The organism is Mucilaginibacter gossypiicola, assembly GCF_900110105.1.
Classification (GTDB): Bacteria; Bacteroidota; Bacteroidia; order Sphingobacteriales; family Sphingobacteriaceae; genus Mucilaginibacter; species Mucilaginibacter gossypiicola.
Map to the genome: position 1 here is coordinate 861424 of NZ_FOCL01000002.1, position 14392 is coordinate 875815.

At 37.4% G+C, this 14392-nt stretch carries 16 protein-coding genes and 1 pseudogene; 11 read left to right on the forward strand and 6 right to left on the reverse strand.

Translation table 11 applies throughout. The features are described from left to right. The first annotated feature begins 588 nt into the window (after positions 1 to 588). Entirely contained in the window at positions 589 to 813 is a 225-nt protein-coding gene (locus BMX50_RS09015) for a hypothetical protein (RefSeq protein ID WP_091210159.1), read from the forward strand. A gap of 409 nt (positions 814 to 1222) precedes the next feature. Here the strand turns inward: BMX50_RS09015 and BMX50_RS09020 are convergent, their stop codons facing one another. After that, complete coding sequence (locus BMX50_RS09020) at positions 1223 to 2014, reverse strand: helix-turn-helix domain-containing protein (protein ID WP_091210160.1); 792 nt, start codon at positions 2012 to 2014, stop codon at positions 1223 to 1225. A gap of 119 nt (positions 2015 to 2133) precedes the next feature. Between BMX50_RS09020 and BMX50_RS09025 the strand changes: the two genes are divergently transcribed. After that, positions 2134 to 3087, forward strand: coding sequence for an ATP-binding response regulator (locus tag BMX50_RS09025; protein WP_143065129.1), 954 nt, complete (start codon positions 2134 to 2136; stop codon positions 3085 to 3087). A gap of 552 nt (positions 3088 to 3639) precedes the next feature. Beyond that, positions 3640 to 3996, forward strand: a complete 357-nt coding sequence (locus BMX50_RS09030) for a hypothetical protein (RefSeq protein ID WP_091210162.1) — start codon at positions 3640 to 3642, stop codon at positions 3994 to 3996. A 389-nt stretch (positions 3997 to 4385) separates the two neighbouring features. Here the strand turns inward: BMX50_RS09030 and BMX50_RS09040 are convergent, their stop codons facing one another. The 3 genes from BMX50_RS09040 to BMX50_RS09050 all read right to left on the reverse strand — a co-directional run bounded on the left by BMX50_RS09040 (position 4386) and on the right by BMX50_RS09050 (position 7627). Next, positions 4386 to 5378 carry a hypothetical protein gene (locus tag BMX50_RS09040; RefSeq protein ID WP_091210164.1) on the reverse strand — a complete coding sequence of 331 codons (993 nt, stop codon included), beginning with the start codon at positions 5376 to 5378 and terminating at the stop codon, positions 4386 to 4388. A gap of 207 nt (positions 5379 to 5585) precedes the next feature. Continuing rightward, a complete protein-coding gene (locus BMX50_RS09045; RefSeq protein WP_091210165.1) occupies positions 5586 to 5840 on the reverse strand; it encodes a hypothetical protein in 255 nt (84 codons plus the stop codon). A gap of 194 nt (positions 5841 to 6034) precedes the next feature. Next, complete coding sequence (locus BMX50_RS09050; protein ID WP_091210166.1) at positions 6035 to 7627, reverse strand: DNA methyltransferase; 1593 nt, start codon at positions 7625 to 7627, stop codon at positions 6035 to 6037. Positions 7628 to 7942: 315 nt separating this feature from the next. On the opposite strand from BMX50_RS09050, the pseudogene BMX50_RS09055 reads away from it, so the two are divergent. The 4 genes and pseudogenes from BMX50_RS09055 to BMX50_RS09070 all read left to right on the forward strand — a co-directional run. Continuing rightward, positions 7943 to 8659, forward strand: a pseudogene (locus BMX50_RS09055) (YifB family Mg chelatase-like AAA ATPase); the annotation flags it as partial. A gap of 10 nt (positions 8660 to 8669) precedes the next feature. Then, positions 8670 to 9092: a hypothetical protein gene (locus BMX50_RS09060; RefSeq protein ID WP_091210167.1), complete on the forward strand. Its 423-nt coding sequence runs from the start codon at positions 8670 to 8672 to the stop codon at positions 9090 to 9092. Between the two features lie 137 nt (positions 9093 to 9229). Continuing rightward, the gene (locus BMX50_RS09065) at positions 9230 to 9601 is read left to right on the forward strand and encodes a hypothetical protein (protein WP_091210168.1); all 372 of its coding nucleotides are present in this window, start codon (positions 9230 to 9232) and stop codon (positions 9599 to 9601) included. A gap of 80 nt (positions 9602 to 9681) precedes the next feature. Further along, the gene (locus BMX50_RS09070) at positions 9682 to 9828 is read left to right on the forward strand and encodes a magnesium chelatase subunit ChlI family protein (RefSeq protein WP_244280907.1); all 147 of its coding nucleotides are present in this window, start codon (positions 9682 to 9684) and stop codon (positions 9826 to 9828) included. A 174-nt stretch (positions 9829 to 10002) separates the two neighbouring features. Here BMX50_RS09070 and BMX50_RS09075 read toward each other — a convergent pair whose 3' ends face one another. Next, positions 10003 to 10302, reverse strand: coding sequence for a hypothetical protein (locus BMX50_RS09075; protein ID WP_091210170.1), 300 nt, complete (start codon positions 10300 to 10302; stop codon positions 10003 to 10005). A gap of 161 nt (positions 10303 to 10463) precedes the next feature. On the opposite strand from BMX50_RS09075, the gene BMX50_RS09080 reads away from it, so the two are divergent. The 4 genes from BMX50_RS09080 (at position 10464) to BMX50_RS09095 (ending at position 13752) form a co-directional block, all read left to right on the forward strand. Further along, on the forward strand, positions 10464 to 10715 hold the full coding sequence (locus BMX50_RS09080) for a hypothetical protein (protein ID WP_091210171.1): 252 nt from the start codon (positions 10464 to 10466) through the stop codon (positions 10713 to 10715). A 183-nt stretch (positions 10716 to 10898) separates the two neighbouring features. Then, on the forward strand, positions 10899 to 12350 hold the full coding sequence (locus tag BMX50_RS09085) for a serine hydrolase (protein ID WP_091210172.1): 1452 nt from the start codon (positions 10899 to 10901) through the stop codon (positions 12348 to 12350). A gap of 41 nt (positions 12351 to 12391) precedes the next feature. Continuing rightward, entirely contained in the window at positions 12392 to 12679 is a 288-nt protein-coding gene (locus tag BMX50_RS09090; protein ID WP_091210173.1) for a hypothetical protein, read from the forward strand. A 143-nt stretch (positions 12680 to 12822) separates the two neighbouring features. Next, the gene (locus tag BMX50_RS09095) at positions 12823 to 13752 is read left to right on the forward strand and encodes a DUF6624 domain-containing protein (protein ID WP_091210174.1); all 930 of its coding nucleotides are present in this window, start codon (positions 12823 to 12825) and stop codon (positions 13750 to 13752) included. 15 nt (positions 13753 to 13767) lie between these two features. Here the strand turns inward: BMX50_RS09095 and BMX50_RS34245 are convergent, their stop codons facing one another. Beyond that, a complete protein-coding gene (locus BMX50_RS34245) occupies positions 13768 to 13947 on the reverse strand; it encodes a hypothetical protein (RefSeq protein ID WP_143065130.1) in 180 nt (59 codons plus the stop codon). Positions 13948 to 14392: the final 445 nt, after the last annotated feature.

Genomic DNA, 14392 nt, shown 5'->3' on the forward strand with positions numbered 1-14392 from the left:
TGAACGCGGTCAGTTATCGAGGGCATAATGCTTCGATGGCTAAATTATAATGGAGGTTCGGATAAACCAGATTTTGAAAAATTAAGACGTTTGTTTAATAATGGATATATGCGTCAGCCAATGCCATGGAATATTCAGCAAAGCTTGCGGAAATTTAATAGAAAAACATTTTTTTAAACCCAGTGACGCCGGTGAAGCACATAACCTCTTTAAGCGTTACCTTGCTGCCCACCTCTTACAAGATGGGAACATTTGTCACTCATGTCAATTGTTTAAGGTTGTTTATGTTATTAGATGCCATGTCAGAGATTTATTTCTACGAATCAAGGGGACAAGACCCAAGATTTTCTTTGTTGTATGATAACACCGATCCGGATATGTTTCTTTTTGCAAGTTTACTGTCTATTATAACCCCATCGCCAGAAACTAACATGTTAGGGTAAAGTAATACATTGAGGTAGTCTATTTAAAAACGCAAGTAAACTGTATAATTCTATAATTAATCCACTTGTTCAATTATACTCCTTTCCACGTTGATATATAATTAAACGACCCGATTATACCCGGTCAAAAACCAATTATATATTAATGAAGAAAAAGAATATTGAAACTGATTTTATCCAATTTATCATTGATAAGTATTCGCCAAACCCCGGTGCCACTGCTTCTAAAAATGATGATGAAAAATCTTCTGACGAACAAAGCGACAATGATGAGGACGAAAATCAAGAAGTCGTTGAGAAACTCTTATTAGAGTATAAAAAAATCAAAGACAAGTATGAGTATTATAGCTTACAAAGTAAAATAGGGTGAGCATCATTACTATGATTTTTCTACTATCAAAGAATTGTTAAATATGGATAGGTCAAAGCTACAAAGGATTTGAGAAGGCTTGCAAAGACAGATTTCATCAAATACAAAAACCAACACCTTTATAAACAGGAAGTGCTGTTTACCTTAATAGAAGGACAACTGATGAAAGGGTTGGATAAAATCGGATCGTCATTAAATGAACACTCATAAGATACAAATGCTTAACGACAGAATTAGGACCAACAGGAAAAAGCTATCTATTGAACAGGACTCAAAAAAACGTCAAATCAGAATGCTACAGATTTGGATTGACCAATACCAAATCAGAATGGAACGTTTGAAAAATTAAGATGATACAACATCGTGTAAATTAAAGGAAGTCTACACTGAAATGGTATTGAAATCATGTTTAATTATTACTTTTTAATTTTTTGAGCGATCTTACCTCTTTTTCAAGCCTCTGGATTAAATTCTCAAATGAATTATATGTTTCTTTCAAGTTATCAATAATTGGTTGAATTTTCGTTGAATATTTTTCCGCTGCCTCCCAAATTTCTTGTATATCATTTATTGGCAGCCGAAATTCATGACATATTGGTTGATCATTTCTGCAACTTAGAGTCGAGGCTGATAGAGAAATATGATCAATGTGGCAAAGTAATATATCAATTTTCGTTACAATGATATAGATGTGATCCGGAAGCAATTCATTGTAACTTTTGATTGCCCTTCCAATTATAATGTCTTCGGGATAAATATATTTAAGCATTTTAGTCTTAAAAGTGAACGCTCTATAGACCCCATCATTACGTGATATAGTCGATGGTAATTCAAAGGGTGATAACTTTTCCAAATATTCGGGCGATTGGCAATTACTTATATAAACAGAATTTTGATCTACTAACACAGTTTTGGCTGAAGGAGGCTGGGAGATATTGAAAATCTCACTTGATACAAGAGTAGTGAAAGGATTTTTTCTGCTCTCTGATCCGTGAATTAACCAATCATAGCTTTTGCTATAAATACTGGCAATTTTAATAAGTGAATTAAAGCTTGGGTATTGATTTCCAATTTCGATTTGCGAATAATTACTTCGGGATAAACCCAGTAGATTTGCTATAAATAATTGTGAATAACCGCTTTCAAGCCTCAAAGACTTAATGCGTAAACCCATTTCTTTTTTTGATAGAATTTCTTGCATAATTAAAAAACTATAGTTACTTTAGCCGTGTTAAAATCAAAAGCTGAATTCATCAGCTATATTGACGCTTGTGTATCAAGATAAACCTATTAATCAATAAAAATACCGAAACCGCACGTATGCAAGATCACATCAACGGTAATTGTGATAAAGTATCATATTTTTTAGTTAATAAACTTAAAAATATTGTTTCATTTCACTTCGATGGCTCAAGCCGCTTTTCGTATTTTGTTAATGACATTCCACAAATCGGGCAAAATATTGTAGAAACATTTTCACCGGCCATTGCACAAGACATTTCGGAAGTAATAGATAAATTTTCAAGCAATAATGCGGATAAGGTTGCCGAAACTTTTATTAACAAAAATTTCAGCAACTCATTAAAGATTAATTTTTTACTCTTTCCAATATCTATAAATGAAGAAATATACTACTTCGTTTTCATCATGCTGGCTGATTTATTATCACCACAAAATGAATGCTTAAAAAGTTATTCCAAATTCACTTCCCACGAATTAAGAGCCCCTATTAGCAATATTCTCAGTTTAGCAAACTTCGACAATTATTCAGCATTGAAATCTAAAAAAGGATCGAAGTTGAAAGAATTGTTAACTAACATTTATTTACAGGCTGAGAAACTGAACAATATCATAGCATTGCTTAATGACATGATTAATCCGGAAATAGATTTAGAAGAAGTTTTTTTCTATAAAATAGGCACTGCCAAACATATCGTAATTGTTGACGATGACCTCATTATCAATAAGTTACATAAAGCGATGCTTTCAAAGTTTAAAAAGAATGCTGCTATTTATGATTTTGATAATCCCCAAAATGCTTTAGAGTATATCTATTTAAATAACCCGGATCTAATATTTCTGGACATTAACATGCCTGAAATTGATGCTTGGTCTTTTCTCAGGAAATTGGAAACATATCCATTTCATTCAAATGTTATTATTGTTTCCTCATCAATAGATATTAATGATAAAATTAAAGCTCGAGCTCATCCATTTGTAAAAGAATTTGTAACCAAACCGCTTACATGGGATAAACTAAAAACCCTTTTTTGAAATATATGATCAAACATTTAGAACAACCTGACATTGATAGCCTCATCCAAAAAAAACTCCAAAGGGAATGTATTTATTGTAAATCAAAATCTATAGATAGAATTCCACGAGGAGGCTTTGTTAGGTCTATCTTGTTTTGGCTGCCTTTAAAGCACTTTATTTGCTATCAATGCACACGTCGATTCTATCAATTTGAAAAAAGAGGTTCCATTCGACGATTATAAATTTCCAATATTCAGAAGTGTAAATTAACGCATTCCCACGTTCCCTAAATGCCGGTAAGAAACAGAAAATATGAAAACACGCTTCAATTAATTTTTGGCGCCCTAATTTTTGCTGCTATTGTTATTGAAATCACTCGAAGGATCTTAAATTATTGGGGATATTAACGACGATACTATGATAGTTTTGATATTATTAATAGCTGGAGGTAAACGCAATGAGTATAATCTCTTAAAGTATTACCCAAACCTTTTTACTTTGTTGATAAAAGAGGCTCTTGTATATTTATGCGTGCCTATTTTAATTTAAATATTTCTAACAGAAAAGGGTATGGAGAATTACACCCTTATTATCGGAGGAGATAATAATTTTAACGATTATGACTTACTAAAAAGTGCAACTGATAAGTTTCTATTAGGAGTATCTAAAGGTTATGAAATAATAATCATATCAGATACAAGCAACGGAGCTTCATGGCTCGGGGAACGCTTTGCAGCGGAATCGGGATTAGAAGTGATGGAGTTTGAAGTTAGAAATTGGGCCAAGCATTACATTGTCAGGCATCAACAAATGGTCGGATATGCCAATGCCTGTATATGTTTTTGGGATGGACAATCAGTGGAAACAAAGCACCTGATTGAGACTGCTGCGAATGAGGACTTAGATATTCTTGTCGTCCGTTATTGATTTTAAAATGATTTGGTTGGTTCTAAGGCACTTTTCAGGCTAAAGCCTTACAATGTATCAGCAGAACAAAACGGGTTTCTTAGAACCATCCAAATCAAGCGGTTTTAATAATCTGACCCCAGTATCTCACAAATAATGTAGTGCCTGAATTGTTGAGTGTTTACACTATATCCGTCCACCATGAACGGAGCTTTAATAGATGGCGCAATTTTCGTAATAAATAGGTAGTCGTTTTTTCTTTTAATAAAAGTGTGCAATCTGACGGGAAAATTAACTATTTCCATTTCTGTCCAAAACTTTTCTATTGGGTCTGTTACATTTTGATTACAGGTAATCAGATCTTGCAACGTTTGTTTTCTTGCTTTCTTAAACATTTCTCATTATCATTTTTATTTTATCAGTTCCTTTTTGAACTTGATATTCGGGTATTGGTGCTTGCAATAATTTAACACCATATCGGCATCTTGTTTCTTAACAATCACGCAATCATGTATAGGTAAGGCAAAATCACATGGTATATTATTCAATATCCCGTCTATCCAAATTTTACTTTCTATACGTTGTAATAATGCACCACCATTTTTATAGTTACCACGTTTAATGCCTTTAAGATAGAGAGATACCGTTCTGAAAAGGTTGTGTATCTCAAAGTTCGGCACATAACCATGGCCATTAATCCAGTGCATAAATAAATCTTTGGCTTCATTACGCTTGTGTTGGTTGGAACCCTGAAAGTTTAACCTGGCTGCGACCTCCATATAGAAATCTAAATTGCTTTCAAATATTCGGTTATACTCTGGGTCAATGATTCCCTTATCCTTAAGATGGTTATAGAGTAATCTTGGTTGCGAACAAATGGCATCTATGGTATAATAACCTTTAAAGTCTACTTTGTAATTCCTGATAGCCGGATGATGAACACGCCTCCCATAGCTATCCCTATTAATTTTAATTGGGAACGCTGTTGCTACTAAACTCCTTTCAATAATTTCATACCACCTGTAGGTTCTATTTGTAACCATATCAACGTTAATTTCGTCGCCGGCTTCAACGTTCACAAGGAATCTATATTTTGCTGTTATACCCAGTTCTTTGTTATATGCCTTTCGGTAAACCGTATTAAATATATCGTTTTCATCGGTGTAAGCTTTTTTATAATAATCAATGAGTTTCTTTTCGATGAAGTATGACAGGATTTTATAATATCTTAGATTAACAGTTTTCAGATACTCACTTGATACAGGAAAGTATCCAATTGAATTTCTAAGATGGTATTTGGTATATAATGCAGCATAAACTTTTAAAGCATTCCTTTTAACGGTAACATTATATGGCATCTCGTTAATAGCTTCTTTAAATTCTTTTGGTAATGTAATTATCATTCATTTAGTTAATTTTTATAATCCATATATTAAAGTGGATTTGTTCCTTTATTCACTATATAATTTTTATTCACGTTTGTTTAAATAAATTTCAAAAGTGAATAAGAGTATTATTGATAGAGATATATAGATACACACCAACAAAAAAGTCTATACCATTTACTATAGCAACGGATAGAAGTTTAGTATAACCGGTATTGTTAAAAATTAAATTTTGGTTAGTAGATAGCCACCGTCAACCTTAGCGATAGAGAGAGTTTTAACCTCTTTGCCTTTTGAATACTTTGCATAGTAATACGCTGGTATTGATGTTTTGAGTGGGAACTCGCTCAACTCAATCATTAAGCCTTCCCCTTTTTTAAGTGCCTCTATTTCAGGTGCATACAATACGGGCTTGTTTACCCCGGTTCTTTTGGTTGCTAAGATTGCTTTTACTTCTTCTTTTGATTTTGTTACTGGCATGATTGAATGTTTTAATTAATAATGTTTGGCTATTATCAGGACAATTTTGACAACGGCGGAACCTCCGCATCGTTTTTTTACGGAAAGTTCCCCACATTTTTAATAATTCATTATGTTTGAACATTCAAAGCCACAACCTTGTGGCTATTGTGATAAGGATACCCCGAAGCAGCGAGTGTTTTCGGGGTATTATTTTATGCAGCCATTTGGAATATTTCTGCCATACATTCGTCCGATTTTTCCTGAATAGCCTTATTAATGTCAAGTGTGCTTAGGTCAAAATTTTCTTTATTTAACTCGTAGCCGATATACTTTCTTCCCAATAGTAAAGCTACGCGCCCTGTGGTGCCTGACCCAGAAAACGGATCGAGAACAACATCACCCGGTTTAGATGTTGTGAGTATTGGAAGAACTGGTAAATAATCGGGAAATAATGCCGGATGATCTACCGTATTATCTAATTGCTGTAAATCTTTCTGCCGACCGGATGCATTATTGCCAACTATAACATCATGCACCTTTTGTTCCTCAATAAAATCCTTAAATTTTTTATATGGCTTGGTTAATAGCCATTTACCCTCTTTTTTATTGCCATCGTCTTTCACATCCCTGTAACCGGGGCCTTTAACCAGTTTGATTGGATTATTATGCCAAATCTTAAATTCCTGGTAGAAATAATTATCTGGGTCTTTCACTAAATGGAATATCTTCTCATAAGAAGTATGCAACTTATTAGTTAAAGATTGTGGTATTGGGTTTTTCTTTTTCCAAATGATTTCGTTAACCAAATACCATCCTTGTTCCTGGCAGAGGGTTAACAATAATTTAGTCGGAATCAACAGTGCTTGTCTATCCTTGTAAGTCTCACCAATATTTAAGAAGAAAGAGCCACTTTGTTTTAATACCCTGCGAACATCCTTTAAATGGCTTACAAGGTTAACGATAAACTCTTTAGGGGTTGATTCTAAACCCAGTTCCGGAATGCCATCAACCCCGTTTCCATAATTACGCAAGCCGTAATATGGCACTGAGGTCATTACGACCTGAACAGTCTCGTCCTCAACCTCATTCATGTTTAGACATGACTTATTAAACAACTTTACACTTTCTTCAATCAAGCTAGCTTTATACAATGGTCTAACAACGTTGCAGCTCTCATTCTTTAATTTTCGGTAATTCTTTACAAGTTTATCGCCAACGCTAAATGACATTTCGCCACTTCTGACCTTATCTAAAATTCTTAGCTCTTTATGTTCTTCGGCTTCTTTTTCAAATTCTATTACATTACTAAGCTGACGGAATGATGAACCTGATAAACCTATCATTTTACCTGCACCTTCAAATCTGTCTTTCCCTTTTAAATTGAAAGTATCGGTTGCGTTATCTCTTTTTAAATCATTTCGTTGTCCCTGTCTCTTTGTTAATAGAGGTAACAGTATCTCAGCTTCTTTTACAAGTTCTTCCTTTGTCTTCGCCCTTTGCTGATTATGGCAAACAATATTTAGGGCATCGTCCTTACCGTTATCATGAATAACAATGGCATCTAATTCAGCTATGCTATCAATTTGATTTATTGCCATCCATCTTCGGCCTCCTGACAATATTTGATTGTTGTGGTTAATAATGACCGGCTCACGTTGTCCTACCTCTTTAATTGTTATCGCTAAATCCTCAACGGCCGACACATCATTATATGTGTAAATGTTAGCTAATAATGGATGCAGTGACAATAACTCTTTTCTTATTTTAATTACTTGCGCGTTTGCTTGAACGTAGTTTTTTTCCATTGTTTTTAAAGTTGTGGCAAGCGACTTCCTTTTATTTACACGAAGTTTTACCTGATTAAAAAAATAGAAGTAGGGTTTTGCGAGGGTTCTTCTTTGTCCTCGGAATCAGCAATTAAATAGCGCTCTTTAATAGCTGATTGTTGTTGTTTGGTGATGCAAAACTATAAAGGAAAAATAATCTATGGAAGAGAAATCACTGATACAATACCGTTTCAATACATTTTTTTAGATCATTTTAATTATTTCTTTTCTGCTATTAATTATTTGAATATTAGATATTTATAAAAATATAATGGTGTCAAAAAAAACTGATACAATTATTTGATAAGGGATGTAGCGTTGGTAGGAGGAGGGAGCAACCCGGCACCCGGCGAAATCTCTTTAGCGCACAACGGTGTTTTATTCTTAGATGAACTGCCTGAGTTTAAACGCAGCGCATTGGAAGTGATGCGCCAGCCGTTGGAAGAGCGCCGTGTTACCATATCACGCGCTAAATTCACTGTTGATTACCCAAGCAGTTTTATGCTGGTGGCCAGTATGAATCCCTGCCCATGCGGTTATTATAACCACCCCGAAAAAGAATGTATCTGTCCGCCGGGTATGGTACAAAAATACCTGAGCAAAATCTCGGGGCCATTACTTGACAGGATTGACCTGCACGTGGAGGTAACACCCGTTAACTTCAGCGAATTATCGTCAGACCGCGCGGCCGAAAAAAGTGAGTTGATCCGCGATAGGGTTATCAAAGCCCGAGAAATCCAGGTAGAGCGTTTCGGCAACCGTCCGGATTTGCACGCCAATGCGCAGATGAGCCCACAAATGGTGCGCGACCTGTGTAAGATCAACGTAGCTGGCCAAACCCTGCTTAAAAAAGCCATGGAAAAACTTGGCCTATCGGCAAGGGCGTACGACCGCATCCTCAAAGTATCCCGTACCATTGCCGACCTTGCCGGAAGTGAAGAAATTAAACTGGAACATTTAGCGGAGGCTATTCATTTCAGGAGTTTGGACAGAGAGGGTTGGGCAGGGTAAAATAAAAAGCATGGATTACAAAATAACACCATATGAGTCTCTTGGAAATATTCCGTTGGGGTTACACAGAGATGAAATAAGGAATCTCTTAAAAGAGACGCCTCATGAATTTTATCGTAATTTCCTTTCCAAAACTCCAACGGATTTTTTCAAAACATTAGGCCTTTTTATAGGCTACGATGAAAATCTTTTATGTGAGGCAATAGAAATGATACTTCCTGCGAATCCAATTTTGTTTACTATTGAACTGTTAATACTCCCTTATGAATCTATAGAAGACCAAATTGCTAAATGGGATGACAAATTAGAGAAAACAAACACTGGCTTTACTTCATATAAATTTGGCGTAGGCGTGTACGCTCCAAACAAGGACGATTCACCAAACGAAATCACTGAATCTGTAATTATATTCAAAAAAGGGTATTATGATTGACAACTGCAGATATTTAGACCCAACAGCAGTAAATACAAGCAGAGAGAATCATTCCTTCTTTTAAAAACCTTATGACACCTAAACCTTTCCTTCTTATCTCAATTTTATCCCTTACACTCATTATAAGCTCCTGCAAAATGTATTATATACCGGTTGATAGCTTCAGGCAGCAGATGCCAAGTATAGAGACAGTAAACCTAAAACAGGTTACTACTAAAGATCCATGGGGACATAAAGAAACTTACAGTACCTATCCAATCGACTCAATAAAATGCTTTGATAAAGATGGGACACCTTATAAGTTAAAGAACAGTCCTTCCATAGAGATACGTTTTACATACGATGATAACAGGCGCACTACTTTTTACTTCGACCGTATTTGGGTAGTAAAAGATTCTGTTACAGGCATACGGTCGCATTTTCTAATCATGAAAAAAAGTATATCATTAAATACAGTAAAACTAATTGAAGTGCAGGATGGTCACAAAAAATACAGGTATGTTAATTAAAACAAAAATGTTTCAACCGGCGCAAGTATGAAGCGCAGGCAAAGGGGGCAATGGCTACTTGTGCATTCTTGGTTGGATCAATGATTTTTTTCACAGAAGGGTATGACGTCATCCTCAAAGTATCACGTACTATTGTTGACCTTGCCAGAAGCGAGGAAATTAAGCAGGAACATTTAGTGGAGGCCATACATTTCAGGCGTTTGGACAGAGAGGGTTGGGTGGGGTAGGCAAGACCGTTAAAATTTAATGTACAAAACCAATTACAGGCCACAGCTGCGCACCAGCGCAAGGACAGCTTTATCGTTACCGCGCTCCAACACGCGGCAATGCGACGAGTATCGGTCGATAATTAACGACGTGGAGAGCAAGGGATTTAGCGTGGTGACGGCACAAGGCTACAACTATATACAAGCCTTTTCGTCATCATATTCCTGAAATTCACTTTGATATTCCGTTTTACGCGAAAGAACGGAGAGCACCGTGCGTTCCTTATACATGAGGTTATAGACTTCAAACGTTTGATACTGGTGCAATTCGCTGCGAAGCGATGCGGGATTGCAGCGGGCAAACTGCGGGGCAACGGTTTTCTTATACGCTTCCAACAGGGTCTCTAAATCTCCAAGCGAGGAAATGCCGTGCGATTCGGGCGAGGCGACAAGCGTGTTGCATCGTTCCTGCAACGCCTTTCCTAAGGCGTTCATCGGTTGATTGTTAGTATGTTTCAATATCCTCATAGTAAATTTAAACCAAACTCGTGTGCCACCAATTGGAGACCTCCACTCTGGCGCAAGCATGAAGGACTGGCAACAGGGCAAGGCCTACTTGTGCCTTCTTCGATGACAAACAAAGCTATCACATATACATGAGTACCAAATATAAATTTCATGATCAGGACAAACTCTACTTGGTAAGTTTTTCAGTTGTTTTCTGGATAGATCTTTTTATCAGAAATGAATATAAACGGGTATTGCCCGACAGCTGGAAACATTGTCAGAAACACAAAGACCTTGAAATATATAGATCGTGTATTATGACCAGCCACGTTCAGATGATTATTGGAAGCGGCGGCCATAAACTGGAAGATAGTATGCGTGATATGAAAAGGCACAAGTAGCCATCATACTGTTTCCCAACCCTTCATACTTGGGCCAGCAAAAAACCGCAACAATACAAAACAAAATTTCAATTAATTTATATTTTCAGAATTAAATTCTGTTTTTATTGCTTTTATAAATCCTTATTTCATAATTTAGCTTTAATAAAAAGGAATTAATTCCCGTCCTTAAAAGCAAAACCTATGAAAATCGTAAGCAAATCATTCGTCCTTACTCTGCTGCTTTTTATCCGGATAACCGTTTACGCTCAAAACAACACACAGGATAAAATCTCGCAGGTAGAGAACAACCTTGTTGGCAACGTGCAAATTGAGGGCGAAAAACCATGGAACCTGTTAAACCGCATGGCCTTTTATAAGATACCTGGGTTAAGCATCGCGGTTATCCAGAACTATAAAATTGCCTGGGCTAAAGGTTATGGCTTTGCAAACGACAGTTCAAAAACGCCTGTTACCACCAAAACGCTTTTCCAGGCGGCATCTATTAGCAAATCGCTTAATTCGCTGGGAGTGCTTAAACTGGTTCAGGAAAAAAAGCTTGATCTTAATACCGATATCAACGTTTATCTCAAAAGCTGGCATTTTCCTTATGATAGCTTGTCAAAAGGTAAAAAGATCACTATCGCAAACTTGCTAAGTCATAGTGCAGGCTTAAATGTGCATGGTTTTGGCGGGTATGAACGCGGTACACCGCTGCCAACCATAGTACAGGTGCTCAATGGCGAAAAGCCGGCTAATTCTCCTGCCGTTAAATCAATGTTTGAGCCGGGGAAACGGTATGAGTACTCGGGAGGGGGCACCACCATTACGCAGCTGATAGTGATGGACATTACCCATATGCCCTATGCTGATTATATGAAAAAAGAGGTATTAACCCCTCTTGGCATGACCAGCAGCACCTATGCCCAACCGCCCCGCGATGTAAACCAAAACCTCCTTACGGTTGCCTACAATCCCGACGGCAAACCAATTAAAGGCAACTATCACATTTACCCGGAGCAGGCCGCGGCTGGTTTATGGACAAATCCAACCGATTTATCGAAGTATATCATCGAAACCCAATTGGCTTATGAAGGAAAATCGGCAAAGGTTTTAAATCAGGAAACAACTAAGATCAGGCTTACTGTTCATGCCGGTAGTAACGTAGGATTGGGCGCTTTTATAGATAAAATGGACAGCACCGTGTATTTTAGCCATAGCGGTGGAAATGAGGGCTTCCGCTGTCAATATTACGGCAGTCTGGAGGGAGGCAATGGCGTGGTTGTGATGGTTAACAGCGATAATGGTGGCATTATCCAGGAATTGATTAACAGCGTGGCAAAGGTTTATGGTTTTAAAGGGCTATTTCATCCCAACATAAAAAAAGTGGTATCGGTGCCGGCAGATGTTTTAAAAAGTTATACTGGCAAGTTTTTTATCGGCCCGCCAAGAACGTTAACAATAATTGAAGCCGAAGGTAAGCTTTACGCACAGGCAAGCGGCGAGGCAAAGCGGGAACTTTACCCGCAATCACCCAAGCGCTTTTTCTTAAAAGATTTACCATACGAACTGGAATTTAACAAAGATGCTGATGGTAAGATCCATTTGATATTTTATGGTGATGGGGGAAAGCTTGAGTTAAAAAGAGCAGAGTAAACATTAAAAAATCTCCTCTTGTTGATTTGCAAACGTACTATATGAAAAATGCTTCTACACTTAGAAAAATAGGCTTGTTACTGCCTTCATTGCTTATCGTATTAAATGCGTGTCACTCTACTTACAAAAAAGGAGATAGAAGGAATGACAGCGTAAAAAACGAACTGATTTCCAGGAAAGGTTTTCAGGATTCAATAAAAAGAGGGCTCACACCCACAATAAGTGACACCGCCCAATATTTTGATACAGATAAGATTCCGAATTCCAAACCTGATTCAAATCAAAAAATGCCAGTGGCCCGTATCGATTCATTGAATAAATATCTGTGATTTTATGGCTTGGCAAGCCTGAAGTGGAGCAAATTCATTGCCTTTATTTGTTAAATATCCACGCTCAAATGTTAAATCTCTTACTCTCATATATATTTTAACCGGGCAGCCGCGTTTTATGGTTATCTTTTAAACCTATAACCATGTACCTCAAATACTGCTGCTTATTATTATCTGTAATCCTGGCCTTTTCTTTCGAGAGCAACGCGCAGGACAAGCAAAATTTCGCTTTTCCGCTTCATGTTGCTGATTCACTATTTGCCGTAAAGCAATATAAAAAAGCGGCTTCGGTTTATGCAACGGTACGTAAACTTAATTATGGCGTATTGGATACCGTGCATCTGTATAAAGCTGCAGCCTGCTGGACTGCTACCGGTAAAAGCGACAGTGCCTTTTTATACCTTGAGTTTATTGCCTATCATGGTTTTGAAAATGAAGAAAGGCTATCTACCGACCCTCTTTTTACAAGGCTGCACCGCGACGGCCAATGGGAAACCATCTTATCAGCAGTTCATCAAAACCGGGTAAAGCTTATTCCGTCGGTAGCCCTGGAACTTTCTCAAATGCTGAAAAACTACAGGGATGGATTTGAACAATACCAACAACTGGTTGAACAGCACGGCAAAAATTCAAAAGAGGCAAAAGCATTTAAATACCGCCTTAGGGAGGTCGATTCTACCAATTTCATCAAAGTATCTTCAATAGTAAACACCTACGGCTGGCGGGGGAGGGAATACTTTGGGCCCGACGGCCCGGAAGCCCTGATCACCACGCTGCTGCACGCAAATATCGTTAACCAGAAAAAATACTTTTCAATAGTAAGGATTGCTGCGCTTAACGGATCGTTACCCGCGGAAGGATTTGCCATAATGGCCGACAACATTGCCTTGTATGAAAACAACACACAAATCTACGGCACGCATTTAAGGCTCAACAACGGTCAATATGAAGCATACGCCATAGCCGACGAACCCGGTGTTGATACCCGGCGCAACCAAATTGGCCTATGCACCTTAGCTGTTTACCTGCAAAATTTCAAGCCCTACAACCAACTATATTATTTTATTAAATAGTATGGTTAAGCGCTCTTAAAAAAAGCAGGGGCCTCTGCTGCTGCCTATTGGAAACTTGTTAACCCTGCCATACTGATGATCGCAGTGCGTATGGTCGCGGTACATTTTTTGATGTTGTGGCGTACAGTTTACCACTAATGGTTGGGTAGTTTCAGTCTTATCAGGCTGACAAACTATCGTAGCTTGTTTTTTCATAACGAATCCCCCTGTTTAGATTATACTGATAATTGGTATAATAAATTTAACTATAAAAACAGTTATTTACAATAGGTATTACGAGAAAAATAATATTAAAAATTGTGACCATTATTAATTGAACAAAAGATTTTAAAATCCCCTCTTGAGAGGGGCTGTTGCATTCTAAATCAATGAGCTTTAAAAATCGCACGGTCGAGCGTCCACGCTCGAGTGTTGGCCCTTTTTGAGCGTCCACGCTCGCGTAACAATATAAAAAAGGTAAGCGTGGACGCTTACCGGAGCCATAATTCAAGCGAAAGACGCTTGAACTTGCGACTAAACATTAGAATGCAACAGCCCTGCTCTTGAGAGGGGCGCAGAGGAATGAGTGGGAGCAGGGGTGTGTTTCTGCAATAAACTTATTAAAGCAGAAACACATCCCTCCACCAATCTCAAGAGGGTA